This is a genomic window from Enterococcus sp. DIV1304_2 (genome assembly GCF_050555445.1).
In the GTDB taxonomy this organism is placed as follows: domain Bacteria; phylum Bacillota; class Bacilli; order Lactobacillales; family Enterococcaceae; genus Enterococcus_B; species Enterococcus_B pernyi.
On the sequence record NZ_CP187851.1, the window covers coordinates 1,901,532 to 1,925,894 of the forward strand.

Sequence of the window (24,363 nt, forward strand, 5' to 3'; positions counted from 1 at the left end):
TTATTTTCTTACTGGAAACAAGCGACTCAATAGCATCGAAGCAAGATAAATGATCAAGATAACAACGAATACGCCACCCCATCCTAAAACTAGTAGTTCAAGAGATTTGATTAACTCTGCTGACATCGTTTTTCTCCTTTCTTATACCAATAAGGCGAGCAATAAGCCGCCGGCAATCACTGAAGCAATCTGACCAGATACATTGGCTCCAGCTGCGTGCATCAAAATAAAGTTCTGTGGGTCTTCTTCTGTTGCCATTTTCTGAATGACGCGGCTAGACATTGGAAAAGCAGAGATTCCTGCTGCTCCGATCATTGGATTGATTTTCTCTTTTCGGAATAAATTTAATAATTTAGCAAACAATACTCCACCGATCGAGTCCATAATGAAAGCAACCAGCCCTAGACCGATAACCATCAACGTATCGATCTGTAAAAATTCTTCATACTGCATTTTGACCGAGATGGCGATCCCTAATAATATGCTGATGAGATTGACTAACTCGTTCTGAGCAGTGATCGACAAACGATCCAATACCCCACATTCTCGTAACAAGTTTCCAAACATCAAAAAACCAACAAGTGGCAGAGAGACAGGCGCAATCAAACCAGCGACGACTGAAATAACTAAAGGAAAGAGGATTTTTGCTGTTTGCGACACTTCCCCTGCACGATAATTCATTCGAATACGTCGCTCTTTTTTAGTCGTCACAGCTTTGATCGCAACTGGCTGAATGATTGGCACGAGGGCCATATACGAGTAGGCAGCCACCATGATGGCACCCATATATTTCGAATTCAACGTGTTCGCGACAAAAATAGAAGTTGGTCCATCCGCTGCTCCGATGATGCCAATAGAAGCTGCATCATTCAAATCAAAACCTAATAGGATCGCTACGATGATCGTAAAGAAAATCCCAAATTGTGCGGCGGCTCCAAAAAGTAATAAAAATGGATTTTGTAACAAGGGGCCGAAATCGATCATTGCACCAATACCAATGAATAATAAGAGCGGAAATAGCTCCGTCGTAATCCCCATATCAAACAAAATTTGGAATGCGCCGGCCTCACCACCGGCACTCAGTACACCTGAATTAGGGAAATTGACTAAGATCGTACCTAACCCCATCGGTACGAGTAACGTTGGTTCATATTCTTTTTTTATCCCAAGGTACATGAGGACTCCGCCAATCACCATCATCACGATGCGTCCCGGCTCTTGCCCCATGCCAATAACTCCTTCAATAAGTGTTTCCACACATGTCACTTCCTTTTACTTAATATTGAATACCAAGAGTCACCAAAATGACTCTACTCTCAAAGCGAACATTTAACTGATCGTGATAAGTGGATCACCAGGATTCACCATTTCTCCTTGACTGATATGGATTCCAGTCACTTGACCAGCTTTTCCAGCAACGATTTCATTTTCCATTTTCATCGCTTCTAAAATCATCAAAGGTTGATTGATTTCCACTACCTCCCCAACTGTAACTAATAAACGAGAAATCGTGCCTGGCATCGGCGAAGTCATCGCATCCGCTCCCGCTTCGACTGAGGATTTCGTTTCTGGTACAGTTGTTGAGACCTCTGATGGTACGACCGCTTCCACTGGTGTAGATCGTTCTGGTGTTGGAACTGGGTTCGTTTGCGGACTTCCACCGATTTCTTCCATTTCCACTAAATATTCTTTTCCATCAATTGAGATTTTGAATTTCCGCAACATTTTTTCTCCTCCAAAACATTTATTTTTTGGCTATTTTTCGTATAATAAACTGACTATTTGGATTGACTCCCGCTGCTACACCTGTAGCAATCAGTGAAACCAAAATTGCTTCCGGATTTCTCTGCTTGATTTTTTTGATAATGAATCGACTCTCCGGATCATATTCTGCTGCTAAACTTGCAGCTACCACACTGACAAGCTGAACATCAGCTGGCGCAGCATCAATATATGCAGGAACCGATTTCATTTCATCCATCTTTTCATTGTCTCTTTCTACTATTGTGGGGCTGGGCTCCACTGCTGGTTGCTGCTTCTTTCTTCGTTTTGTAAACAGCCACATACTTCATGCTCCTTTCTTCTTTTCTGTCCTTATTTTTATTATAGAGTGATTCAACCAATTATGTTTTCCAAACTGACATAAGATTGTTTTTTTGTTGTTTCTTTTTCTTGAATCAGGCAAAAAAAAGCAATACAAACATTGATATAAAAGCTTTTTACAATGAATTAATGTTCTGTTAAGGTACTATTAAGCATTCGATAAGATTAGGTAGACCAAATTGTTTTTTTCATGTTCTTTTTTCTTACTTCACCTATCTTCCCTTTAAAATATTGCTTATCCTAGAGTCGTCAAGGAGGCGTCAATTTTAGTAAAATACAACTCTTTCTGTCCTAAGAATAATTTTCTACCCACCTAATTTTGATACCGCTTACAAACAATACAATTAGAAAAGGAGAAGCGTATGTTATTAACCGTTTTATCTTATGCAATGATCATTATTTTTATGTATGTCATCATGAAAAAGAAAATATCTCCATTTACTTCCCTTGTGATCATTCCACTATTATTTACTTTAGTTGCAATGATTTCCGGTGCTTCACAGAAAGGAAATATTGGCGATTTTGTATTAGAAGGTATCAAAACAACTTCAAATACAGGAATCATGCTATTATTTGCCATTTTATATTTTTCAATCATGTTGGACGCTGGTCTATTTGATCCAATCACTAAAAAAATGATTTATTTTGCCAAAGGCGATCCAATGAAAGTTTTAATGGCAACTGCGATCGTTGCCGCAACCGTTTCGCTGAATGGCGATGGGACAACGACTACGTTGATTTGCTGTTCCGCTTTTATTCCTATCTATAAAAAATTAAACATGAAAATGATGAACTTAGGGGTATTGATCATTCTTCAAAATACCATCATGAATCTATTACCTTGGGGTGGACCGACCGCTCGAGCGATGGCAGTATTGGAAGTCGATGCGGATATCTTGTCTTACCTAGCTCCTGGAATGATCTTGTCTTTGCTTTATGTCATTTTTTTCGTTGCACGCCGGATGGGAAAACAAGAACGTGACCGTTTAGGTATTACCCAATTATCAAATGAGGAAATTGAAGAAATCACTAAAATCACCGATCCTGAAACAGTCAAAATGCGCTGTCCTAAAAATTTTGTATTCAATGGGATACTCACGATCGTGTTGATTGCCTGGTTGGTTGCAAGCTCGTTTATCTCTTCGATTGCCTTACCACCTCTTTTATTATTTTTAGTAGGAACATGCATTGCCTTAATGGTCAATTATCCTAATCTAAAAGATCAATCCGCCCGTATTGGTGCAAATGGTGGCGATGCGGTGCAAGTCGTGATTTTAGTTTTTGCGGCGGGAGTTTTTATGGGGCTTTTCCAAGGTTCCGGTATGGCTGAAGCACTCGCGAATAGCTTTACTTATCTCATTCCAAAACAACTAGCAGGATTCTGGGGATTAGTCATTGCGTTGATTTCAGCGCCCGGTACTTTCTTTATTTCAAATGACGGTTTTTATTTCGGTGTATTACCGGTTTTAGCAGAAGCCGGACATGCCTATGGTTTTACGAATATGCAAATGGCTCTTGCCTCTTTGATGGGTCAAGCCTTCCATTTGCTCAGCCCTTTAGTCGCTTTTATCTATCTTTTGTTACGTTTGACCGGATTGGATATGGGGAAATGGCAACGAGAAGCTGGAAAATATGCCTTGGGTATTTTTACTATTTTTGTCGTCACAATTATTCTTTTTGGACATATGCCATTTTACATCCCACAATAAAAACCAATCGTACCAACAAGAGTGACTAACTAAACGAACGGCTCCTTCATTATTGGAATACTAATTTTCACGTTCTGCCAAAGTGAAGGAGCCGTTTTAACTGCTATTGACATATTTTTGGGTTCGTTCTCTTGAGGGTTGGAAAGCATGATAAACTTAGAACAGAAACTGAATGTCTAAGTAGAAATGGGGAGAAAAAAATGAAGCAAGTGGTTGAAGCATTACGAAAAAATTTGGATCTAACTCAAAATAAAACATTGAATGCACTTATTTATGAAGCGTTTCGTAAAACGATCATTCTTGGTGATATTCCTGCAAATACACGAATCAATGAAAAAGTCTTAGCGGAAGAATTGAATATCAGTCGCACACCCATTCGCTTAGCAATGAAGCAATTAGTCAATGAAAAATTAGTTGAACACGTGCCTAAGATCGGCATCGTCGTCAAAGGTATTCGTATAAAAGATGCTTACGAAATCTATGATATCCGTAAATCTTTAGATACCCTTGCCACGATCAAGGCAATGAATCAGATGACAAAAGAAGACTTCATTGAACTAAAAGAACTGTTGTTACGCGGTGAAAGTTATAATCAAGCAGATCAAACAGAAAAAGTCTTGCAAAATTTTTCAGACTTCAATACGTTTATTTACGAGAAAAGCCAAATGCTCCGTTTAAAATCTATTGTCTTAGAGTTACAAGCTTACCTCGTTTATTTTCGCGATATCGCCATTCGTTCATCCAGACGGAGAGATAAAGCTCTTGAAGAACATTGGCTGATCTATCGCGGAATGCAAACAAAAAACGCAGAACAAATCACCTTGATCACCCACGAGCATTTAGATCGTTCATTACAATTTATTTTAGCTGAAATGGAGCGTAGAAAAATTGACTGATCATACACTGATAGGTACGATCGCAGAAACTGCAACGTACGCTTTGCTTTATGAAGTAGCCTTGAGTCCAAAACCAGGACTAGTCGATCCTATTTCAAATGGCGCGCATAATGATATGGATTTTCAAACCTTTCAAATAAGTATCGAAACGTTAACACCTTTTTTCCAAAAATATATCGAAGCAGGTTTTACTCATAAAGGGAATACGAAATCATTATTTGAAAAACTAAGAAACCTAGGGTATCAAGCAGAACAAGCAATGCTTGTCGCAACGAATGATATCAATACACATAAAGGAGCGAATTTTTCGTTTGCAGTCATCTTAGGCGCTATCGGTTGGCACATGCAACAACGTTTTATCCAAAGACTTCCATTAAACGCTAAACAGACGGAGCAAATACTAGATTTTACAGGAGAACTGACACATGATTTGATCAAAGAGGATTTTCACGACTTAGCGCGGAAAACACACCGTACACATGGGGAAGAGCTTTTTTTGACACATGGTATTTCGGGTATTCGTGGCGAGGCTGCTCAGTGTTATCCCAGCCTTACTTCCATTCTTCTCCCTTACTTACGTTCAGCAAACTATCATGCGCCCGATGAAGTATTTCTCCGTGCTTTGGTTTTGTTGATGAGTGAAATCGAAGACGGAAATCTACTTCACCGTGGTGGTATTCAGGAGTGGCAAAAAGTACAACAAGAAACAAAAAAAATTCATCAAGCAAAGCTTCCATGGAAGCAGCTACTTGATGAATTAACAATCTATGATCAACGATTGACCAAACGCAATTTAAGCCCTGGTGGTGCAGCAGATTTACTTTCATTAGGTATTTTTTTCGCTCAATTAGAAGGATTACTTTCTTTACCAGAGGGTAAGAAAATATAACCAAGTCCTCTAACCGTTCTGAGGTACTGGACATTTTTTGGATCATCTTCGATTTTGTTTCGTAAGTGATTGATAAAAACCATAATGGTATTGGCATCCAGCTCACTGTCATTCCAAACACTTTGATAAATTTGTTCCTTTGAAAAAACCTGTTCGGGATTTTCTATAAAGAATTGCATCAGCTTGATTTTTTTTGAAGACAACTCAATGGATCTGCCTTTTTTATATAAACGATAGAGCGCTTTGTCAAAGCAAAAATCACCTATGATGATTTTATTTTCTTTACAGTGGGTCGTTTGTTCTTTAAGTACCTTGTGCCTGTCCAAAATAGCCATGACTTGCGCCTTTAATAGTGTTGGATTGAATGGTTTAGTGATGTAATAATCTGCTCCCATCTCCAATCCAGTGATAATTTCAATTTCATTTTGTTGTTCAGTAAAAAAAACGATCGGTGAAAGATTGTCTTGCTCTCGAATCAGTTGCACAATATGGTAGCCATCTGTTTGATGAGCTAAACGAATATCTAAAAGATACAGATCAAAGGTCACTCTAGACATGATATCCAGTGTTTTTTCGACGGAATCACTTTGATAAATCAAAACGCCAGTTGGCTGTAATGCCTTCCAAATCATTCTTCTAAATGTTAGATCTTCATCAATCGCCAATATCTTTTCACTTCTCATTTTCTTTCCTCCTGCCCAGAACATCCATAGGTTAAAACTGTAATTTACTTATTCAATTAAAAAAAGTAATTGATCATAATATCACAATTTATCCCTCAGCTCTATTATACGCACAGAGACGATGATTTATTGTCTCAAAAAAAAGAAAATACAATAAAAAAACATTTTTTACTTACTTCATATAGACGTCGCTTCATATAATAATTTGTTTTTACTATTTTTGATGATGGTTAAACCTAGTGAAAATTTTTATAGAATTTATTTGACAGCTTTATAGTATGACTAACTATAAATATCTATTATTAAGAAAAGTACAATTTGTCCTCAGAAAAAACTTTGAAAGAAAAATCCTTTTAAAAAAAAGATACTTATAATTATGGATAGAGTATGCAATGGAATATTTTGCTCATTTTTTTAATATGTTTTAATTATGTACACAAAATAATTCTAATTTAGATTTGAATGTTACTGCTGAAGTCAGTTTAATCAAGAGTTTTAAAAAACATAGCATATTAGTAAGAAAGAACGGTAAAAATGTCCTGAAATACTCATACAAAAACTTTAAAAAATTAAATTATATCTCTTAATAGTTCTGAAAAATCGTAATCAAGCCTAACCTTACTAGTTACTCTCGTATATAGATTGGGATTAGCTAATTTAAAATTATAAAATAGCGCCTCAAGTTCTCTTATGAAGTTGTTCCTAATTGTATTTCTCTTTGATAACATAATGGCTATAGTAACGAATAAAGAAGAGATATCATTTTTTAATATACCCTTTGTATATAAGCTTCTAATTTCTTTTCTTTCAAGTGCGTATAACTCTAAAAGATGGATTTTGATATTGTGTCTAGAGCGATGATTAATGATTCTATTACTGTGTGCAGCACGATTCCTGTATTCTTTTATGATTGTAGTTAGATTTACAAAGAATTCCAGATTTTCTTCTATATTAGTTATGTGGTAAAACGGGTACTGGCTGAAATCATACATCATAGTTTTAACAGTTTGCTCTTTTATTTGTCTATCAGATAGCTTATACCAATACATAAGAGTATCCATAGATAAACAACCCGCCAATACCCATGGTGGTACATAGCCATACATATTGGAATAATGCTTTATCTGTAAATCTCTTTCCATATCAATAGTTCGATTTAATTTTTCTAATAAAATCTCAATTTCGTATTTTTGTTCTTTTTTTACAAAACTACCTTTTCTATATTTTTTTCGATCAAGATAATCATGGTTTTTATGTCCATAATGTTTGCCAATATGGTATGAAAATATAGCTTTAATAGAATCTTCAATTCTCAATAAGTATTTAAAAATCAATGCTGAAAGTTCTTTATCAAAATCATATGTATCTCTTAAATCTACAAATAGTACGTATTGATAATCATCTTCCCCATTTTTATCTATAATACTGAAAAAATCTTTATATCCGTTAACTAGTGAATAATATGAATTATTTTGCAATGCATATATTGCCTCTTTCCTTTCTTCATCATTCCTAAAACTAAGTTTCCGAGACTCAAGTTTTTTTATTTGTTCTTCCAAAGATAAAAAAATTTTTTCTCCCATATTATTATCCCTTCAAAATGATAGAAAAATAGCCCCAATCCATAAAAAATATGAAATGGGACTATTTTCCTAGGCATCGCGCCCTTCGTTAAATAAAATATATCATAGCAATTTGATCAAATCAATAGATAGATAGATTTTTTCATACTAATTTTTTTACACAAGAATTTTTTCTATTTAGTTGGAATAGTCAATACTTAATACTTAAAATAATAATTCTGATGTTCTTCATTATTCGAAACCAGCGAAACATATAAGAATGTCCAATCTAGCTTAGGTCACTCGGACATCCAAACGACTATGAACATCTATACTCACGTTTCTCCTGAGAAGCGTGATGAGACGGCCGTTAATTTCGCCAACTATCTAGCTAGGAACTGAACGTAGTCAAAAATAAAAAAATGTAGCAAAAACACTGTACAATCGTTGGTACAACAGTGTTTTTGCTACTTATATGATTTCTCCGAATGGAGACGGCGGGAGTCGAACCCGCGTCCAAACACATCGCCACTTAAAAATCTACGTTCATAGTCAACTCATTTAGAGGTTCGCTTTACAGCTTGCCGAGTGACAGGCATTCTGTATCGCTAGTCTGATGTTCTCTTTTTCAACTTACAGACGGAAAGTTGAAACGTATCCCACTAAAGTTAGGACCCTTACTCGAGCACATGGGCGATGCCGAGAGGATCTACGCTAACTGTTTTTAGGCAGCTAAAGCGTAAGAGTTGTTTTCGTTTTTAGCAGTTATATTTAACTGTAACGTTTTAGCGTAGACGTAACCTACGAAACGCAATTCAAGCTCGAACTGTGCCTGTCGAATCCGTAACGTCCCCTTAATAAAATGGGTTACGGTATTTTCAAGATACTTACATAATATACCATATATGTAGTTTTTTTTCAATATGGATGTTTGCTTTTCGAGTAGATGCTTCACTTCTTGAGCGAAGCAAGAAAGGTCTTAGGGATGAATAGACACCAGACCTTTCTTGCTCCCTCTTAAAGTGAACGTTCTTTCTACTTTAGCTGCTTCGATCGCAAAAGAACGTGTCAGCGAATCCTTTTAAGCAAGTGTTTTCGCGACATTCAATTCTGTTTCTTTTTCTGCATATTCAGGCATATTTTTGAACAATTGTTGCAACAATGGACTTTGGTTATGCCCTTCGATTGCTTGTTCGTCACGCCAGTTTTCAACCATCACAAAGACATTTACTTGTTCCGTTGACTCATACAATTGATAACTCAAGCAGCCATCTTCTTTTCTAGTCGCTTCGATCAATTGTGTCGCTTCTTCTAAAAATTCAGCGCGTTTTGCTTCTTTGATGGTAAATTTTGCATTGATGATGATCATTCGTCCGTCTCCTTTTTCTTTCTATTTGAAAGAAGTGATTTTTTCTGAAGCTAAACGAACAGATTCGTAGCCTTGATCGACTGCTTTACCAACTGACAAGATCATTACAGGGACATAACGTTCTTTGTCCAAATCGAAAGCTTCTGCTAATTGGTCTGCTTCAAATCCGCCGATTGGATTTGTATCATATCCATGGCTACGTGCAGTTAACATAAATTGCATAGCTGCTAAGCTTGAATCAATCTTCACTACGTCATTCATTTGTTCACGTGTGAAATTTTTGTAATAAGGAATGATCGCTGCTAGTTGTTCGTCACGAACTTCTGCTGGCATTTTGCCTTCTTCTACAGCTTGATCATAGATTTCTTCTCCGTATTCATAGCAATTCATATCACCAAAAATCAAGACCATGGCAGATGACGTATCATTTTGTTTTGTGTTGAAACGGATCAATGGTTTCAATTTCGCTTTTGCTTCTTCGCTTTCAACTACTACAAAGCGCCAAGGTTGTAGATTCACAGAAGATGGTGCTGTTGTTGCTTCTTGGATCATTTCCAACATTTCTTCATGAGGGATTTTCACATTTTCGTCGTACACACGGATTGATTTTCTGCCAAAGACAATATCAGAAAAATCATTGTTTGCTAGAGTTTTATTCATTACTTAACCGCTTCTTTCTTCGTTTTGATTTTTAGTATAATTTATCTAGTAATTTAGTCAGTTGATCGATTTCTTCATCTGATAGCGAAACACACAGGGAGTCATCTGATTCTTGATGATTTTTTTCACACTCGGTCAATTCATTCACTGCTTTATCGGACAAAGAAACGAATACTTCACGATTATTGTTCTCATTTCTTTTTCTGATCACATATCCTTTTTGTTCTAATATCTTTAGATGACGTGAAATAGCTGCCAAATCGATTTTTAAATCGCTCTGTAACTTATTTTGCAAACATTCCCCGTTTTCTTGTAAGAACATCAAGATCTCGTACCTCGTTAAACTAAATCCAGTTTCTTTTTCAAATAAAGCTGTTCCTTCTTGACTGATGATTTTTATCTGATAAAGCAATTGACTTAACTTTCTCAGCTCCATAATGTTGCCTCCTACTATCGTTGACTAATCAATTATTGACTTGTCAATAATATAAATCATTTACTTCCTTTTGTAAAGTAAAAAGAAAAAGAAGCAAGTTAAAAGTTATTTTCCCTTTTAACTTGCTTCTTCTTCAACTGTCTGTATTCGAGTATTCTATTTCTTAACAATTATGTATGAATGTTCAATTGCTTCTATTATGTATGCAAATTAAAGGAAGTCTGATAATTAACAATAGCTTATTCAAATCAGACTTCCTGCTAGGCGATAGGCGTATTCATCACTTTAAGATACCATTGCATGTGTGTACAGCTTGGTTGGTGACTGAAAGACCTGTTCAACGGGACTCAACTCAAAGATATCTGTATATTTTGCGACAACTTTCCCACATTTCTCTAGAATATCTAAGTGATCTGTACGATCATATTCCTCTACACTCATAATCACACAGTTTTCTAATTTTCCGATTACTTCTCCAACTACTTTATTTTTGATGCCGATTGGATGACATACATATTTTTGTCCTAAAACGATTGTTTCGCTTGTCATAACTCATTCTCCTCTTGGTTCTTTAATATTTTATAAAATGATAATAACATTAAAATTAGATTATGAAAACAAAAATATTCAATAAACTAAAAAAAAGTTGAAAAAAAGTGATCAAACACCTTTTTTCAACTCTTTTTCACTTTATTTCATAACATTTACAGGAAAATCACCTAACAATAACTCAACATATTGTTCCAAAAATTCTTGATCTAAAGCATCGTAGCCATCGGTCACACCACAATCGATATCAAGTACTCCGATCAATTGACCTTCTTTGATCATAGGTACTACGATTTCAGATTGTGCGGCTGAATCACATGAAATATAATTTTCATGGGTTTTCACATTCGCAACGATCAATGTTTTTTGTTTTTCTGCTGCTTCTCCACAAACACCTTTTCCCATTTTGATACGGGTACATGACACTCTACCTTGGAAAGGGCCTAAAATCAATTCTTGTCCGTCATATAAATAATAGCCGGCAAAGACTGTTTGAGGTAATGTTTCATTCAATAATGCAGAGGAATTAGCTAAATTGGCCAACCAGTTGTCTTCTGCTTCTAAAAGTCCTTTTTGTTGGAGTAGCAAAATTTCATAAGCATCTCTTTTTTCTTTTTCTGTCCATAACATCCAAAATCACTCCTTCTATGCCCAAAATTATAGCCTAATTCAAGGAGCAACGCTATGATTTGTTTTTGATTCTCAATGACTAGATCATTCTGCTTGCTCGATTTCAGCAGCTAGATCTGCATAGTCGATTTCATTTTGGATAAAAGTCGGATCATTCGTGGGAAAATGTTGCACCAAAGATTCCATTTGACTGATTTCTACTGTTCCTTGCGACACAGTAAAATCGAGGATATGCCCTCCAAATGTTTTCTCTTCGTCAATAAAATGTAAATGGAAGCCTGCAGCAGCCACCCCTTGAAATAATTCCGGTGTATAAAACCCAACAATTGTCCCTTGAATATCTGATCGATGAAACTCTGGCTGGGATTCTGAGATCTTCGCTAAGCGTCGATATGGTTTTTCTTGTTTTGGCATGATCCGGATATGCATATCTTTAAATAAACCGCTGATCTTGACTGCTAAAAAGAGATTTTTTCCTGCTTCGTCCTTCAGGATTTGTTCTTTTAATGCTTCGCTAGATAGATGTTTGACTGCAAATGAACGATCCGCTGAAAATGCAGTGATTGCCGCATAAGGAGTGGACTCTTCTCCGGACAAATGGATCAATGCGCCATCTGATCTACCTTGATAGGCTTCACCGTCTAAAAATATCACTTCGCCGTCTAACCCATGTAGTGTTCCAAGACCTAGTGTACCGTACTTCAAGACTTCCGCGATGGAAGTTGTACCGTCCATCAGTCCCGCCATTAGCGCACCTAATGTACCATGTTGATATAATACTTTCTCTGTCATCTGAACATCCCCTTAGTAAAATTGGTCTGGTAAGATCGTTTCACCTAATTTTTCATTATCTCGATAGTCAATCGGGATATCGATGATGACTGGTCCTTCTGTAGCAAATCCTTCTTCTAAGGCAGATGCCAATTCTTCTGCATTGCTTACTCGCAGACCTTTAGCCCCAAAAGCTTCGGCATATTGAACAAAATCAACTGGACCAAAATCAACCCCTGATGCTCGATCATATTTCATGATTTCTTGAAACTCGACCATATTATAACGACCATCATTCCAAATCAAATGAATGATCTTCAATTTTTTACGCACAGCTGTTTCTAAGTCTTGGGCAGAAAATAAGAAGCCACCGTCTCCTGATACAGAGATTACTTGCGTATTTGGACGAACCAGTGCAGCAGAGATCGCCCAAGGAAGTGCGACTCCTAATGTTTGCATGCCATTACTGAATAGCAAATGACGCGCTTCATAACTTCTAAAGTGGCGGGCCATCCAAATATAATGACTACCGACATCAACCGTCACAGTCATGTCGTCCGTTACTTTCGATTGCAGTGTATTGATCACTTCTAACGGATGTAAGATCCCGTCTTCACTACTGGTTTCACAAATATCTCGTGCCTTCAACTTTTCTTGCAACGTATTTAAATATTCTTGCGCATCTGCTGATACTTGTGTTTCTTCTAATGACTCTGTCAGTAAATCTAATGTTGCAGAAATGTCCCCGATTAGTTCACGTTCTGGTTGCATGTAACTGTCGATTTCAGCTGGTGTTTCATCAATGACGATGATTCTAGCATCTTTTTCAGCATTCCAGTTTCTCGCTTCATATTCGATTGGATCATAACCAATCGCAATCACTAAATCACTCCGTTTTAACAGCATATCTCCTGGTTGATTGCGGAATAGACCTACTCGACCAAAAAAGTGGTCTTCTAATTGACGAGAAATGACTCCGGCTGCTTGGAAAGTTTCTACCACAGGCAATCCTGTTTTTTCAACAAGCTGACGAATGGCTGCTGTTTCATCTTTACTTGACCCACGCATTCCAACTAACAATACAGGTAACTTCGCTTCACGAATCCGTTCAACCAGATAGTCGATATCTCCTGAAGATGCTGAGCCTAATTTAGGATCTTGTAATGGTTTGATGACATCACATTTGACTGGTGCATCCACCACATCTTGAGGGATACTGATAAAACTAGCGCCTTTTTTCGAACTCTTTGCCATTCGATAGGCATTAGCGATAATTTCTGAAATTGTTTCAGGATCTTGGATCTCTGCACTATATTTTGTGATTGGTTCAAACAATGCAGCATTGTTCATGCTTTGATGTGTTAATTTTAATAAATCACTTCGTTTTACTTGCCCTGCGATTGCCAACACAGGATCACCTTCTGCTGTCGCTGTGACTAGTCCGGTTGCTAGATTACTCGCACCAGGCCCACTTGTCGCAATCACCACACCTGGTTCTCCAGTAATACGACCAATTGCTTGCGCCATAAAGGCAGCGTTTTGCTCATGACGCGTCACGATCAACTCTGGACCATGATCTTCTAATTCATTGAATACTCCATCGATTTTCGCTCCTGGAATACCGAATACGTAATCAACTTGATGATTGATTAAACTTTCTACTACAGTTGTTGAACCTTGTTTTTCTTTAATTACTTCTTCTGATACAGTTTCTACACCTTGTTTTTCCTTAAGCAACATGAGACATCTTCCTTTTCAACGCTATTTACATGATCATTACATTATAAATAGAAATAATATTAATACAGATATTCACACCTGTTTCATCTATTAGTCTAGCACTTAATGAGTCATTTGTGTAGTAAGAAGCAAAAAAAAAGACATACATTTTTGTCACATGGACAAAAAGTACATCTTTTTTATTGCTTTTGATATTTTTTTCCTAGAATGATCAGGTCATTTTCTTGATTGCCCATATTGGCAACTTTTGGCAAATGTCCCCAAACGGCATATCCATTTTTGAGAAATAACTTTTTACTTGCCTGATTCACATCAAAAACAAATGCAAGCACTGTCTGGATTTTTAAACGATGTAGTTGAGTTTCCACAAAGGCAAGCGCGGCCTTACCTAAATGATGACCACGTGTCACTGGGTCTAGATAAATACTGATTTCCGCTGTCTGTTGATACGCAGGCCGACCATAAAAATCACTAAGGCTGATCCAACCGACGATATGATCGCCATGACGCATTACCCAAAGCGGTCTAGAATCAGCATGATGCGCCTCAAACCAAGGGACCCTCGAGTCAACCGTTATCGGTTCTAGGTCCGCTGTTGCTTGCTTCGATGCGATAGACTGATTATAAATGTCCACAATTCGCGGTAGATCCTTGATCGTTGCATAGGTATACTTGATATCGATTGGTTTCGCCCCCTTTATTTTTGAATAGTATAACACGTTTTTTATCATCGTTATACAGCAAAAAAAAGAGTTGTATTGAAACCAATGATATTACTACTATTAGTGTTTATTCTTCAATCTTTTTGATTGTTGGATGAGTTTGAGCGCACGTTTTCGTGTTTTGATATTCGGGCTTTTCAATCGTCTATATGCGCTTGAAAGGTCTTGTTTCTCCATTTTATCCCCCCATTTTCTAGAACATTCATTTCACCTTATTTTACTTCTGTAAATAGCATTTTCTTTCTTAACTTTGGCGAATATTTCTTTAACGTTAATCGTTCCGGTGTATTTCTTTTATTTTTACTCGTCAGATAGATTCGCTCACCCGTTTCTTTGCATTCTAATGTAATGTTTTGGCGCATGTTTTCTCCTTCTCTCACTCTTTTTTAGTCATTCAATCTTTGCCCTATTTTCAGCTTCGATCAAACCACTCAAGTTTCAAATAGTAATGATTACGATTTATAAAATATAATATACGCTAGTAGCGAATTACTGTCAATAAAAAAACGAATGAAAATACCTTCAAATGAATGGCCACTCATTTTAAACAATTAAAAATAACAAAAAAACTGATTTTCAACGGGCAACTACGTGCGCCATCGAATGACAGTTTTTTTGTTTTGACTATTGTTTTACAGTTGTTACTAGTAGTTCAAACAGATCGGCTAGTACAAACTCTGCTTGTGGCTCATCTGCCCAAACACCGACCATACTACCCATCACTGGTAATTCGGTATTGCTGACTACAGTGGATGTCGAAATTGTCGCTAGTGCGTTTTTTGCTGTATCAAAGGAGTAATGTCCTTGTTCGCTTGTTTTTCGACCGATGACCCAATACCAGTGATCGTTCGTATTCACCAGTTGATGCCCTTGATCAAGTAAAAATTCGGCAGAACTGACGTGATAGTTGTCCCACCCTGCTGTCCAATAGGCAATCACTAAGTCTTGATTGAATCGACCAAATTGTTCTTTTTCCTCGTAGTAGATGCCGTCGTTAAATACGATCGGAATCATCCCATAGGTTTTGACCAGTTCAGCCAATTGATTGGTATAAGTGACAAAATCGCGATACTTCCCAGACTGCTGGAGTCCTCGCCACCCGCCATCAGTTAAATCATTGGCAAATTCATCGCAACCTATATTGAAAGAATTAGTGATCGTTGAGAAGTAGCTCACATATTTTTCAAGTAGTGCTTTCGTGAAAGCGACCGCTTCTTGATTATCCAAATCAAGTGTTCGAATCGACGTTTGATAACAAGGATGTTCGATGCCTAATTGTTGCATTCCTGTTAGAATCGCGTCCATATGGCCAGGGGTATTTATAAGCGGGATCACTTCCATGTTTTCTGCCTTAGCCACACTAGCTAACTCTGTCATTTCTGTTTCCGTCAAATAAGTACCATTAGGATCATCATAGTACTGTTTTGTTCCTGCAATCAATGCTTCTTTGACTGATTGACTGGAATAAGTTTTTCCTTTGACAGTCAGCGTCATGTCATCCAGTAAAAAGCGTAATCCGTTATTTCCCAGCGCAAAAGAAATCGCCGTGTATCGACATTGTCTTGCTTTTTTTATGATCTGGATCAATTGTTCTTTCGAAAAATATTTACGTCCATTATCAATCAATAAAACCTTTTTCATCTTTACCTCCACAAAAAGAAATCGTTTACATATTATACAATAAAGGAGGCCCAACGAGAATACTCTTTTGCACTTAAATAAAAAAATCCCCTCTCAACCAGATTACTCGATCGTTAAGAAGGGAGGTTGCTTATTCAACTGAATCTACACAAAATGCCTTTTCTTTGGCTAAAAAGAACGGACGGAGATAACCGACAGTGTTTGATAAAGGCAGCAATTCTTCACTTAAATGAATCTTCAAGACGTCCGCTAAATATTGCTTACGTCTAACGATCCGCTCCCACATGTCTGGATATTGCTCCTTCAGTTCATTTCTCAATCCTTCATCTGCAAGTGCCACACATTCTTCTGCACTTACTCCAGTATATCCTGATACAGAAGGAATAATATCTAACTGGAAGATCATACCACTCTTGATGATTTCTTGCGAACCAGAATAAATGGGCGAGGCTAACCATTCTTCATCCGCCGTCAAGTGTCCTGGATTCAAATGCCAGTGATAGGTCGCTTGTGGCAAGACTGTTTCAATCAACTGATAGAGATCAGCCCCTTTCATTCCGATATGGATAGCTTCTAGCCAGCTGACGATAGCTGCATAATAAGGTTTTGCTACTCGATCCAGATAATCAGCTTGTTCTACTGGCAGTTGAGCTTCTTCTTCGATCACAAATCCTGTACGACTGGATAAGCCACCTTTGAAGCCTGTCGTCAATGACAGCGGATCACCGAATTGGATCGTTTTTGCTGTTGGATAAAGATTCGCAAATTCAAAACGGCGTCCAGTTGCAGCAATCGTGATCACTGTATTCGCTTGTCCTTGTCCGTGCAACAACTCTCCGATCTCGGATTCTTTCACACCAAGCTCAATGGCATCTAATGCACGTAGCATGCAAGACGAAGCAAGATTTGCCCCATATTCGTAGTGTGCAATTTCATTTGCATTGTTCGTGACACGCGCCCCTTCCTCACCAATCAATAGATGAGTGCCATTGACGATAGCAGTTTCCGCAGTGATTGCTTGTTTTAGCGCAGCTACGATAAAAAATGGTACATCGAACAATTGGCTATTGTTTTGTGTCATAGACGTAAACAACTTCCAGCCGACTAACCCGATTTTCTTTCTATCTGCCACCTTTAGTGATGCAAAAATAGCTGACAGGTTTTGTTCATGGTCCATTGGTTGATTCGGTAAAGAAAATGCTGGATAATGGATCAAATCCGCAGTGATCCGCGCATGGGCATTCATTTTTAGATTCTCATTCCCAAGAATCATCGTGAATTTGCCCGATTGATCTAACACTAGTAACCCTTCTTCAAACCGCGGAATAAAGCCTGTAAAATATTCAAAATTACCACCATGCTCTTTATCTGCATATATCACCAACAGATCTATCGTTTCGTCTTTCATGCGTTCGAGCGTTTTGCTGATCCGTTCGGTGATCGTGTCCTCCGTCAAGAAGACAGGGGGAACATCTGGAAAAATCGCTGGTTTTGGTATAGTTGTTAACTGGATGTTTTCTTTTTTCATTCATTCTTCCTCGCTTCTATGAGTTCTACATGGTTCTGAGTCAGTGCTTTGGCTAATGCTTTAGGAGGCTTTTGATCCGTGATCAAATAATCAATCGCTGATAAGTCGCAGACTTTATAAAAACCAGTTTTATCTAGTTTTGTATGATCCGCTAGCGCGATCACCCTACGACCTTGTTGGATCATCTGACGTTTCACTAAGCCTTCTTCCTCTGTATGGATGAACAGTCCTTCGCTTGTCAACGCAAATACGCCAAGTAGTGTGTAGTCTGCTTGATAATTTTTCAACTGTTCCACTGTTTCCGTTCCAAATAGAAACAACTGTTCTTTGTGTAATCTACCGGGTAATAAGGAAATAACTGTTTTCGGATGATTAGCTAGTAATAAAGCGTGAGATAAAGAATTGGTGACCGCATGGATTGTTTTGTCCGATAGTTCTCTAATCACCGCTTCCACTGTGGTCGAAGAATCAAAGATGATCGAAGAAGGATCTGCCATTATTTCAAGCGCCTGCTCAGCCATTTGTTTTTTCACATCATTTAGGATCGTTGACCGTTGCTCATAATCAAAGATCGTTGCTTCTTTTTGAATCGCTAAAGCACCGCCATGGGTCCGTTTGATTTGGCGCTGTTTTGCTAACTGGATCAAGTCGCGGCGAATCGTATCTTTAGACACATCTAAGCGATCTGCTAAATCTTCGATCGAAGCACTTTTTTCTTGATCAATCATTGTTTTAATACGTTGGATGCGTTCTTCCTTCAACATGACGCTCACTCCTTTCATCTAAGATACGCTATTTTGCATTGTTTTGCAATATTCTGCTGTTTTTTTCGTAAAATAAGTGGGCCACTAATTCTTTACCACCTAAAACCGAATAGATGGCAGGAACAGAAGTAACCTCTTCGAAAAAAATAAGGCGCCAGCCACAAAAATTGGAAGAACAATTTTCGCGGCTAGCGCCTTATTTTTCAAGGCTAAACATTTCGGTCTCGACCTCTTGATGGTTGATTGATTCAATTCATAACAGCTTGCTTCTCTTCAATTGTTTCAATGAGTCTTGGCAAATCAGAAAACCGATCGATCACATAATCTGCGCCAGCTTCTAAAAATTCTTGCCGCACCCGCTCAAAAAGTTTCTCTTTTTCAGTAGACGATAATTGCTGATACGTGTCAAAGGAATAACCAGCTTGTGAACTTCCTTCAATTACGCCCACAGAAAGAACTCCCGCATTCTTCCCTTCGAGTATATCAGAGATCGTATCTCCTAGTTTTAACACTTCTTGTCTATTTTCCTGTTTAAAATAATTCAAGTTCGTTAATAACATCTCTGGAGAGGTACGCCCTTTGCCGTCTACTTCATCTGGTGTGACGATGTGATCTGGCTGATACCCTTGTTCTTTCGCCTTCGCAACAACGATTGCCATCATTTCACTCGTATAACCAGTCGTACTGCCGATTTTGGTTCCTCGCTTACGTAAAGTTGCGACGGTGTCAAGTACACCCGGTTTCACTTCTGCATGATTTGCCAATTGCTGGAACAATACTTCTTCAAATGTTTCATAGATTGCCTCGATATCAGTAGTTTCAGGCTGACGTCCGTGAGTTTCTAACCAACTCTCAGCAATACGAGGCATTTCTAGCATCATTTGGATATGCTCGATTTTTTTCATTCCCATCGGCTCTCTGATTTCTCGTTCAGTCACAGTGATCCCTTGATGTTTGAATGCTTCGCGAAACGCCGCCACCGGTGCCATACAACCAAAATCGACTGCTGTTCCTGCCCAATCTAAGATGACCACATTAATCATTTTTTCGCTCCTCCATATATTGCTGGATCAACCCAGCTACTTTTTCGATATCTTCCAGATAGATTTCACCAATATTCCCAATCCGGAAGCAATCAGTATCACTGATTTTCCCAGGATAGATCGCGTAGCCATGTGCTTTTAAATAGTCATAAAATGCTTGGAATTCGAATTGGATATTCTCAGGATATTTGAATGACGTGATGAAAGGTCCCTGATTCTCACTAACATAGGCTTCAAACCCAATTTCTGCCATTCGTTCACGCAAACGCTCATTGTTCATCTGATATCTGTCATAGCGAGCATCGATACCACCTTCTTCCGCCAACTCTTCTAGCGCTTGCCAAAATGCGAGAACAGTATGGGTTGGTGAAGTGAAACGCCATTTCCCGTCTACATCCATCACACGAAATTGATCATACAGATCCATACTCAACGTGCGTGCTTTTCCGGCACTTTTTTTTAGTAGCTCTTTTTGACAAATCACAAAACCAAATCCAGGTACTCCTTGGATACATTTATTTGCACTTGAAACTAGAAAATCGATTCCTAACTCTCCAACAGGGATCGGGATGCCGCCAAAGCTTGACATCGCATCGACGATAAAACATAATTTGTGCTTCTTTGTCACTGCTGAAATCTCTTCTAAAGGATTCAAAATACCAGAAGTCGTTTCACTGTGGATCATTGCAAGTGCAGTAATACCAGGATGCAACGCTAATAGTTCCTCGATTTTTTCAGCTTGTGGTGTTTCATTTTCAGCCACTTGATAAATCACATGATCAATGCCATGGTATTGAGCCATTTGCACCATCCGTTCGCCATAAGCACCATTTGTACAGATCAGTAAACGATCGGTCGCGCCAACAACTGAACTTAACACTGATTCAACTGCAAAGCTGCCACTTCCTTGCATCAAAACAGCTGTATAAGCCTCATTGGAGACACCAGCAAGATCAAGCAATCGTTGTCGAATCGCCTGAGTGATGACTTTAAAATCATCATCCCATGTACAATGATCGACAAGCATTGCTTCTTTCACTGTACGACTCGTGGTCAGAGGACCTGGTGTCAGTAATTTATAATTGATTTTACTGTGATTGATTTCTTTTTCATAATGTTCGATCACCTTTGTTTTTCCACTCATTTTCTTTCTCCTATTCAACTAGACTGGCATGTTTTTTTAGCAGATCTGGGGTTAATGCTTCCGGGAAGACTTTTTGATTTTTGGCAGTTTCAACCCCCGCTAGATCATCTGTTTCATAAAGTTTACTTGGGTAGAATTGTAATAAATCTGCCCGACCTTCTTTAAGGATCACATTCAACATTTCTTCGGCTAAAGGATTCGTCGCTTCTCCTTTATCGATCACTGCGAGTGATTCTGTTAAAGCATATGTTCCTTCACTTGGTTCCACAAAATCGATCGGCAATCCTTCTTTTTTATCTTTGATTGCTTGATGACGTAATCCAAAACCCAACGCCACTTCACCGACGCGGACTTTTTTTAATGGACCCGAACCAGACGCTTCAATATGGTCGCCTGCATTGTCATAAATATCGGCTAAAATCGCTTGTGCTTTTGTCTCCCCATATTGATCAATCAATCCTTGGAACAACAACCAAGCTGTTGAGGAATGGTTGATATCAGAAATCGCTAGTTGCCCTTCATAGATTGGATCAGCTAGATCAGCTAAACTTGTCGGTACAGGCAAGTCTGCTTCTTCCATTGCTTGAGTATTGTAGAAAATGACTCCTTCTTGTGTCGTCATCGGTGCTTGGTAACTTGGCAGATCATCGATTGGTTGGACTTCTAATGCCAATTCTTTGAATATTGGTTCATTTTCTTGGACACCATCCAAATAGAACGTACTCATTGTCACTAGATCCGCTTCAATATCTGTGCCTTCCGCCCAAAGTTTTCCGCTCAATTCCGAAGTGCCGAAGGATTGTAGTAAGTATTGGTTTTCAAATCCCTTCGAATCAAGAACATCTTTGATGATTTGAACCGGCTCTTCATCTGCATTCGTGTAGATGATGACTTTCTCTTCGTTACCGTTGGCATTCTCACTTGCGTTTGACGTACTACACGCCCCTAAAATTCCTAAAGCGCTGGCGAACGACAGATAAATGAACCCTTTTTTGACTAATTTTTTCATTTGCTTCAAATCTCCTCATGATAGATTGCGCAAGTATTCTTGCGGTTAAATTGATCAACAATAATAAGATGGATAGGATAAAGATCTCAGTGAATCTGCCGAAATGTTGTAATTCTTTGATTTTGGTCGTGATCACCATCGTTCGGGCACTTGTCAAAAACACCACTGCACTGATCGTAACCATCGAATTTGTAAAATAGTAACAAGCCATTTCTACGATCGTCCGCTTTGAATTTGGAAGAATGATGCGAACCACTGTATCAAGCCAACTATCCCCCATCATCTTCGCTGTGTTTTCCCAGTTGGGATTCATTTTTAATAAGGCACTTTTCGCTAACTGATAAGGGGTTGCAAAATAATGCACCATGTTGGCAATCACCAAAATACTGATCGTACTTTGAAGAGTTGTTCCACTAAACACCAACAAATAGGCAATCCCTAAAACCATCCCCGGAATTGAATTCGTGACAGAAGCAAGACTATCGATCATTTTCAGGATCACGTTTTGTTTTGCGGATCTAGCGGTAAAAATTGCTGCCAAATAAGCAATAACTGTTCCAAACAACGCTGTCCATAGGGCAACGAATATCCCTGTATTCAACGTTCTTCTTAAATCAGACGTTTGTAGAAACGCTTCGATATGACGTGTAGTAAAAGTCATATCAAAGGGCCACCCTTCTACAAAAGGAAGAAGAAACATCACGAGGAAGACTCCTAAAATAAATGAACCACCAACTGTCAGTCCTACGCCAAAGCATAAATCTCTGACAGGGTTGCTTTTTACTGACGTATTTGTCCCGGGGGTTGCATGATCATTTTTTTGGATCTTACGCAAAAACAGAATGCTAACGATCGAAGGAACTAACATGATCAATGCAATGACGGCTCCTCGATTAAAGTCTGGGATCGAACCCATAAAGTACTCATACAATAAAGTCGTGATAAACGGTTCTCGCCCCCCCACCGCTACAGGTATACCAAAATCCGTAAAACTCATGAAAAAGGCTTGGACGAAAGCAACACCAAATGTTTTGCCCAAAGGTTGCAGGATCGTGATTTTCAATCCTCTAAAAAATCCGTCTCCCATCAATCTCGATACCGTCAAATAGCGTTTATCCAAATAATTCATGGCGTCATTCATCAATAAGAAAGTCACTGGGATCGTATAGATCAGTAATCCTAAGATCACACCTGATTTTCCATAGATCGAAAACAATTCTTGACCGAATAGACGTGTCCACAATCCTTGACGGCCAAAAGAATAGATCAACACAAACCCGTATGTGATGGTCGGTAATAACATTGGCAACATAAAGCATTTCTCAATCACCCATTTGAACCCCTTGGGTAGATTCGTAAAGTGCATCCCGTAAGCAAACCAAAAGCCAAGAAAGGTGGCAAAAAGTGCTGTGAGCCCAGCAATGAGCAAACTATTACTTAACGCATTTAGCCAATCGAAGTTCCTTGCTAGTTCCCTGAACAACTCAAAGGAAAAGCCGCCTTCAACAGTCAACGCTTCTTTCAAAACATTCGCTAAGGGATAAAACAATACGAGGACAAAACCAAACAAGATGAACGCTGGCAGTAATGCTTCTATTTTCATCTTTCTCATGAGAAGCGAACCACTTTTTCATGAACTACGCCGGTTGCTTGAGTAAAGATCCGTTCAATATTACGTCGTTTGATTTTTAGCTGATCGACAATAAATGCCTGTACAAAGGGTTCCATCGTATTCGTCACGATTTCTTTTGGTGTACTGTATTGTGCGATTCGACCATCTTTCAAAACCATGATTTTATCAGAAAGGGTCAATGCCTCTTCTGGATCATGCGTGACGATGATCGTCGTTAAGTTCAGTTTTTTAGCAATCAATTGGATACGTTCTTTGATCGATTCTTTGATGACACCGTCCAATGCACTTAAGGGCTCATCTAGTAACAATACTTGGGGTTTCATCACCAGAGTCCGACCTAATGCCACCCGTTGTTTTTGCCCGCCAGATAGTTGGTGGATGCGTTTATCCAAATGATCATTCAAATCCAATAGATCGATCAATTCTTGCAATTCTTCTTTGGAAGTGATATTTTTTTGTTTTCGCAACCCGTACACCAAGTTTTCATAGGCACTTAGGTTAGGGAATAAAGCATAGTCTTGAAAGACAATATTAAATGGTCGTTTTTCCATGACCTGTTTTGTGATATCTTCGCCATCATAAAGTAGTTGACCATTTGTTGGTTGCTCCAATCCAAGGATAATATTCAATAAAGTTGTTTTTCCTGAACCCGAAGCACCGAGTATCGAAACGATCTCACCTTTAGCGATCGATACATTGATTTCTTTTAACACTTCATGATGATTAAACGTCTTACTAATACCATCTAGCTTTAACATGCGTTCACTCCTTTGTTCTTTCTATACTGCTAATTGTAGAAAATCACTTTTTACTTCTGATTAACTTTAAGTAAATTATTTGTAGGAATATATATTTTTTGTGTAAATTTTCTAATCATTTTCA

The 24,363-nt window shown here is 38.3% G+C and carries 27 protein-coding genes and 1 other RNA gene; 3 read left to right on the top strand and 25 right to left on the bottom strand.

Translation table 11 applies throughout. From position 1 onward, the window contains the following. The 4 genes from IGJ14_RS08765 to IGJ14_RS08780 form a co-directional block, all read right to left on the bottom strand. A complete protein-coding gene (locus tag IGJ14_RS08765; RefSeq protein ID WP_010735089.1) occupies positions 1 to 126 on the bottom strand; it encodes an OadG-related small transporter subunit in 126 nt (41 codons plus the stop codon). Between the two features lie 15 nt (positions 127 to 141). Then, positions 142 to 1,257 (bottom strand): sodium ion-translocating decarboxylase subunit beta, encoded by a 1,116-nt coding sequence (locus IGJ14_RS08770; RefSeq protein WP_034691433.1) that lies wholly within the window; start codon positions 1,255 to 1,257, stop codon positions 142 to 144. A gap of 72 nt (positions 1,258 to 1,329) precedes the next feature. Next, entirely contained in the window at positions 1,330 to 1,725 is a 396-nt protein-coding gene (locus tag IGJ14_RS08775; RefSeq protein WP_029594282.1) for an acetyl-CoA carboxylase biotin carboxyl carrier protein subunit, read from the bottom strand. 19 nt (positions 1,726 to 1,744) lie between these two features. Continuing rightward, a complete protein-coding gene (locus tag IGJ14_RS08780) occupies positions 1,745 to 2,065 on the bottom strand; it encodes a hypothetical protein (RefSeq protein WP_108144845.1) in 321 nt (106 codons plus the stop codon). Positions 2,066 to 2,465: 400 nt separating this feature from the next. On the opposite strand from IGJ14_RS08780, the gene IGJ14_RS08785 reads away from it, so the two are divergent. From IGJ14_RS08785 to citG, 3 genes are all read left to right on the top strand, one after another. Further along, entirely contained in the window at positions 2,466 to 3,812 is a 1,347-nt protein-coding gene (locus IGJ14_RS08785; protein WP_019724392.1) for a CitMHS family transporter, read from the top strand. Positions 3,813 to 4,012: 200 nt separating this feature from the next. Beyond that, positions 4,013 to 4,708, top strand: coding sequence for a GntR family transcriptional regulator (locus IGJ14_RS08790; protein ID WP_019724391.1), 696 nt, complete (start codon positions 4,013 to 4,015; stop codon positions 4,706 to 4,708). Next, a complete protein-coding gene (citG, locus tag IGJ14_RS08795; RefSeq protein WP_108144847.1) occupies positions 4,701 to 5,597 on the top strand; it encodes a triphosphoribosyl-dephospho-CoA synthase CitG in 897 nt (298 codons plus the stop codon). The genes IGJ14_RS08790 and citG overlap by 8 nt, the downstream gene beginning before the upstream one ends. On the opposite strand, the gene IGJ14_RS08800 is transcribed toward citG, so the two are convergent. The 21 genes from IGJ14_RS08800 to IGJ14_RS08900 form a co-directional block, all read right to left on the bottom strand. Beyond that, on the bottom strand, positions 5,552 to 6,280 hold the full coding sequence (locus tag IGJ14_RS08800) for a response regulator transcription factor (RefSeq protein WP_019724269.1): 729 nt from the start codon (positions 6,278 to 6,280) through the stop codon (positions 5,552 to 5,554). The two genes, citG and IGJ14_RS08800, sit on opposite strands and share 46 nt — an antisense overlap. Before the next feature lie 569 nt (positions 6,281 to 6,849). Beyond that, positions 6,850 to 7,863 (bottom strand): Abi family protein, encoded by a 1,014-nt coding sequence (locus IGJ14_RS08805; RefSeq protein ID WP_019724270.1) that lies wholly within the window; start codon positions 7,861 to 7,863, stop codon positions 6,850 to 6,852. A 465-nt stretch (positions 7,864 to 8,328) separates the two neighbouring features. Next, positions 8,329 to 8,696: a transfer-messenger RNA gene (gene ssrA, locus IGJ14_RS08810) on the bottom strand. A 227-nt stretch (positions 8,697 to 8,923) separates the two neighbouring features. After that, entirely contained in the window at positions 8,924 to 9,211 is a 288-nt protein-coding gene (locus IGJ14_RS08815; protein WP_023519920.1) for a putative quinol monooxygenase, read from the bottom strand. A 21-nt stretch (positions 9,212 to 9,232) separates the two neighbouring features. Next, complete coding sequence (locus tag IGJ14_RS08820; protein WP_010735080.1) at positions 9,233 to 9,871, bottom strand: nitroreductase family protein; 639 nt, start codon at positions 9,869 to 9,871, stop codon at positions 9,233 to 9,235. Positions 9,872 to 9,902: 31 nt separating this feature from the next. Continuing rightward, positions 9,903 to 10,307: a MarR family winged helix-turn-helix transcriptional regulator gene (locus tag IGJ14_RS08825; RefSeq protein ID WP_019724433.1), complete on the bottom strand. Its 405-nt coding sequence runs from the start codon at positions 10,305 to 10,307 to the stop codon at positions 9,903 to 9,905. 285 nt (positions 10,308 to 10,592) lie between these two features. After that, positions 10,593 to 10,856, bottom strand: a complete 264-nt coding sequence (locus IGJ14_RS08830) for a hypothetical protein (RefSeq protein WP_019724432.1) — start codon at positions 10,854 to 10,856, stop codon at positions 10,593 to 10,595. Positions 10,857 to 10,997: 141 nt separating this feature from the next. Further along, positions 10,998 to 11,486 carry a GAF domain-containing protein gene (locus tag IGJ14_RS08835; RefSeq protein ID WP_019724431.1) on the bottom strand — a complete coding sequence of 163 codons (489 nt, stop codon included), beginning with the start codon at positions 11,484 to 11,486 and terminating at the stop codon, positions 10,998 to 11,000. An 84-nt stretch (positions 11,487 to 11,570) separates the two neighbouring features. After that, positions 11,571 to 12,278, bottom strand: a complete 708-nt coding sequence (budA, locus tag IGJ14_RS08840) for an acetolactate decarboxylase (protein WP_207463631.1) — start codon at positions 12,276 to 12,278, stop codon at positions 11,571 to 11,573. A 12-nt stretch (positions 12,279 to 12,290) separates the two neighbouring features. Next, a complete protein-coding gene (gene alsS, locus IGJ14_RS08845) occupies positions 12,291 to 13,997 on the bottom strand; it encodes an acetolactate synthase AlsS (protein WP_019723933.1) in 1,707 nt (568 codons plus the stop codon). Between the two features lie 179 nt (positions 13,998 to 14,176). Then, positions 14,177 to 14,728 carry a GNAT family N-acetyltransferase gene (locus IGJ14_RS08850; protein WP_050816389.1) on the bottom strand — a complete coding sequence of 184 codons (552 nt, stop codon included), beginning with the start codon at positions 14,726 to 14,728 and terminating at the stop codon, positions 14,177 to 14,179. A 51-nt stretch (positions 14,729 to 14,779) separates the two neighbouring features. Next, positions 14,780 to 14,896 carry a putative metal homeostasis protein gene (locus tag IGJ14_RS08855; protein WP_019723931.1) on the bottom strand — a complete coding sequence of 39 codons (117 nt, stop codon included), beginning with the start codon at positions 14,894 to 14,896 and terminating at the stop codon, positions 14,780 to 14,782. A gap of 35 nt (positions 14,897 to 14,931) precedes the next feature. Next, positions 14,932 to 15,081 (bottom strand): 50S ribosomal protein L33, encoded by a 150-nt coding sequence (rpmG, locus tag IGJ14_RS08860; RefSeq protein ID WP_010735066.1) that lies wholly within the window; start codon positions 15,079 to 15,081, stop codon positions 14,932 to 14,934. Positions 15,082 to 15,343: 262 nt separating this feature from the next. Next, positions 15,344 to 16,360, bottom strand: coding sequence for a family 20 glycosylhydrolase (locus IGJ14_RS08865; RefSeq protein ID WP_019723930.1), 1,017 nt, complete (start codon positions 16,358 to 16,360; stop codon positions 15,344 to 15,346). Positions 16,361 to 16,490: 130 nt separating this feature from the next. Beyond that, positions 16,491 to 17,888 carry a M24 family metallopeptidase gene (locus IGJ14_RS08870; protein ID WP_430607547.1) on the bottom strand — a complete coding sequence of 466 codons (1,398 nt, stop codon included), beginning with the start codon at positions 17,886 to 17,888 and terminating at the stop codon, positions 16,491 to 16,493. Continuing rightward, positions 17,885 to 18,652 carry a DeoR/GlpR family DNA-binding transcription regulator gene (locus IGJ14_RS08875; RefSeq protein ID WP_430607548.1) on the bottom strand — a complete coding sequence of 256 codons (768 nt, stop codon included), beginning with the start codon at positions 18,650 to 18,652 and terminating at the stop codon, positions 17,885 to 17,887. Before IGJ14_RS08875 ends, IGJ14_RS08870 begins: the two co-directional genes overlap by 4 nt. A gap of 248 nt (positions 18,653 to 18,900) precedes the next feature. Beyond that, a complete protein-coding gene (gene phnX / locus IGJ14_RS08880) occupies positions 18,901 to 19,695 on the bottom strand; it encodes a phosphonoacetaldehyde hydrolase (RefSeq protein WP_430607550.1) in 795 nt (264 codons plus the stop codon). Continuing rightward, entirely contained in the window at positions 19,688 to 20,839 is a 1,152-nt protein-coding gene (phnW, locus tag IGJ14_RS08885) for a 2-aminoethylphosphonate--pyruvate transaminase (RefSeq protein ID WP_410300112.1), read from the bottom strand. Before phnW ends, phnX begins: the two co-directional genes overlap by 8 nt. Positions 20,840 to 20,849: 10 nt before the next feature. After that, positions 20,850 to 21,848, bottom strand: a complete 999-nt coding sequence (locus tag IGJ14_RS08890; protein WP_430607553.1) for an extracellular solute-binding protein — start codon at positions 21,846 to 21,848, stop codon at positions 20,850 to 20,852. Further along, positions 21,775 to 23,460, bottom strand: coding sequence for an ABC transporter permease subunit (locus tag IGJ14_RS08895; protein WP_430607556.1), 1,686 nt, complete (start codon positions 23,458 to 23,460; stop codon positions 21,775 to 21,777). The genes IGJ14_RS08890 and IGJ14_RS08895 overlap by 74 nt, the downstream gene beginning before the upstream one ends. Beyond that, positions 23,457 to 24,239 (bottom strand): ABC transporter ATP-binding protein, encoded by a 783-nt coding sequence (locus IGJ14_RS08900; RefSeq protein ID WP_023519938.1) that lies wholly within the window; start codon positions 24,237 to 24,239, stop codon positions 23,457 to 23,459. Before IGJ14_RS08900 ends, IGJ14_RS08895 begins: the two co-directional genes overlap by 4 nt. Positions 24,240 to 24,363 lie beyond the last annotated feature (124 nt).

Bases quoted from the DNA above. Each gene is read 5' to 3' on its own strand.
- IGJ14_RS08765 (WP_010735089.1), bottom strand. From the start codon at position 126: ATGTCAGCAGAGTTAATCAAATCTCTTGAACTACTAGTTTTAGGATGG.
- IGJ14_RS08775 (WP_029594282.1), bottom strand. From the start codon at position 1,725: ATGTTGCGGAAATTCAAAATCTCAATTGATGGAAAAGAATATTTAGTG.
- IGJ14_RS08780 (WP_108144845.1), bottom strand. From the start codon at position 2,065: ATGTGGCTGTTTACAAAACGAAGAAAGAAGCAGCAACCAGCAGTGGAG.
- IGJ14_RS08785 (WP_019724392.1), top strand. From the start codon at position 2,466: ATGTTATTAACCGTTTTATCTTATGCAATGATCATTATTTTTATGTAT.
- IGJ14_RS08790 (WP_019724391.1), top strand. From the start codon at position 4,013: ATGAAGCAAGTGGTTGAAGCATTACGAAAAAATTTGGATCTAACTCAA.
- IGJ14_RS08800 (WP_019724269.1), bottom strand. From the start codon at position 6,280: ATGAGAAGTGAAAAGATATTGGCGATTGATGAAGATCTAACATTTAGA.
- IGJ14_RS08805 (WP_019724270.1), bottom strand. From the start codon at position 7,863: ATGGGAGAAAAAATTTTTTTATCTTTGGAAGAACAAATAAAAAAACTT.
- IGJ14_RS08815 (WP_023519920.1), bottom strand. From the start codon at position 9,211: ATGATCATCATCAATGCAAAATTTACCATCAAAGAAGCAAAACGCGCT.
- IGJ14_RS08820 (WP_010735080.1), bottom strand. From the start codon at position 9,871: ATGAATAAAACTCTAGCAAACAATGATTTTTCTGATATTGTCTTTGGC.
- IGJ14_RS08825 (WP_019724433.1), bottom strand. From the start codon at position 10,307: ATGGAGCTGAGAAAGTTAAGTCAATTGCTTTATCAGATAAAAATCATC.
- IGJ14_RS08830 (WP_019724432.1), bottom strand. From the start codon at position 10,856: ATGACAAGCGAAACAATCGTTTTAGGACAAAAATATGTATGTCATCCA.
- IGJ14_RS08835 (WP_019724431.1), bottom strand. From the start codon at position 11,486: ATGTTATGGACAGAAAAAGAAAAAAGAGATGCTTATGAAATTTTGCTA.
- budA (WP_207463631.1), bottom strand. From the start codon at position 12,278: ATGACAGAGAAAGTATTATATCAACATGGTACATTAGGTGCGCTAATG.
- alsS (WP_019723933.1), bottom strand. From the start codon at position 13,997: ATGTTGCTTAAGGAAAAACAAGGTGTAGAAACTGTATCAGAAGAAGTA.
- IGJ14_RS08850 (WP_050816389.1), bottom strand. From the start codon at position 14,728: ATGATAAAAAACGTGTTATACTATTCAAAAATAAAGGGGGCGAAACCA.
- IGJ14_RS08855 (WP_019723931.1), bottom strand. From the start codon at position 14,896: ATGGAGAAACAAGACCTTTCAAGCGCATATAGACGATTGAAAAGCCCG.
- rpmG (WP_010735066.1), bottom strand. From the start codon at position 15,081: ATGCGCCAAAACATTACATTAGAATGCAAAGAAACGGGTGAGCGAATC.
- IGJ14_RS08865 (WP_019723930.1), bottom strand. From the start codon at position 16,360: ATGAAAAAGGTTTTATTGATTGATAATGGACGTAAATATTTTTCGAAA.
- IGJ14_RS08870 (WP_430607547.1), bottom strand. From the start codon at position 17,888: ATGAAAAAAGAAAACATCCAGTTAACAACTATACCAAAACCAGCGATT.
- IGJ14_RS08875 (WP_430607548.1), bottom strand. From the start codon at position 18,652: ATGTTGAAGGAAGAACGCATCCAACGTATTAAAACAATGATTGATCAA.
- phnX (WP_430607550.1), bottom strand. From the start codon at position 19,695: ATGATTAATGTGGTCATCTTAGATTGGGCAGGAACAGCAGTCGATTTT.
- phnW (WP_410300112.1), bottom strand. From the start codon at position 20,839: ATGAGTGGAAAAACAAAGGTGATCGAACATTATGAAAAAGAAATCAAT.
- IGJ14_RS08890 (WP_430607553.1), bottom strand. From the start codon at position 21,848: ATGAAAAAATTAGTCAAAAAAGGGTTCATTTATCTGTCGTTCGCCAGC.
- IGJ14_RS08895 (WP_430607556.1), bottom strand. From the start codon at position 23,460: ATGAGAAAGATGAAAATAGAAGCATTACTGCCAGCGTTCATCTTGTTT.
- IGJ14_RS08900 (WP_023519938.1), bottom strand. From the start codon at position 24,239: ATGTTAAAGCTAGATGGTATTAGTAAGACGTTTAATCATCATGAAGTG.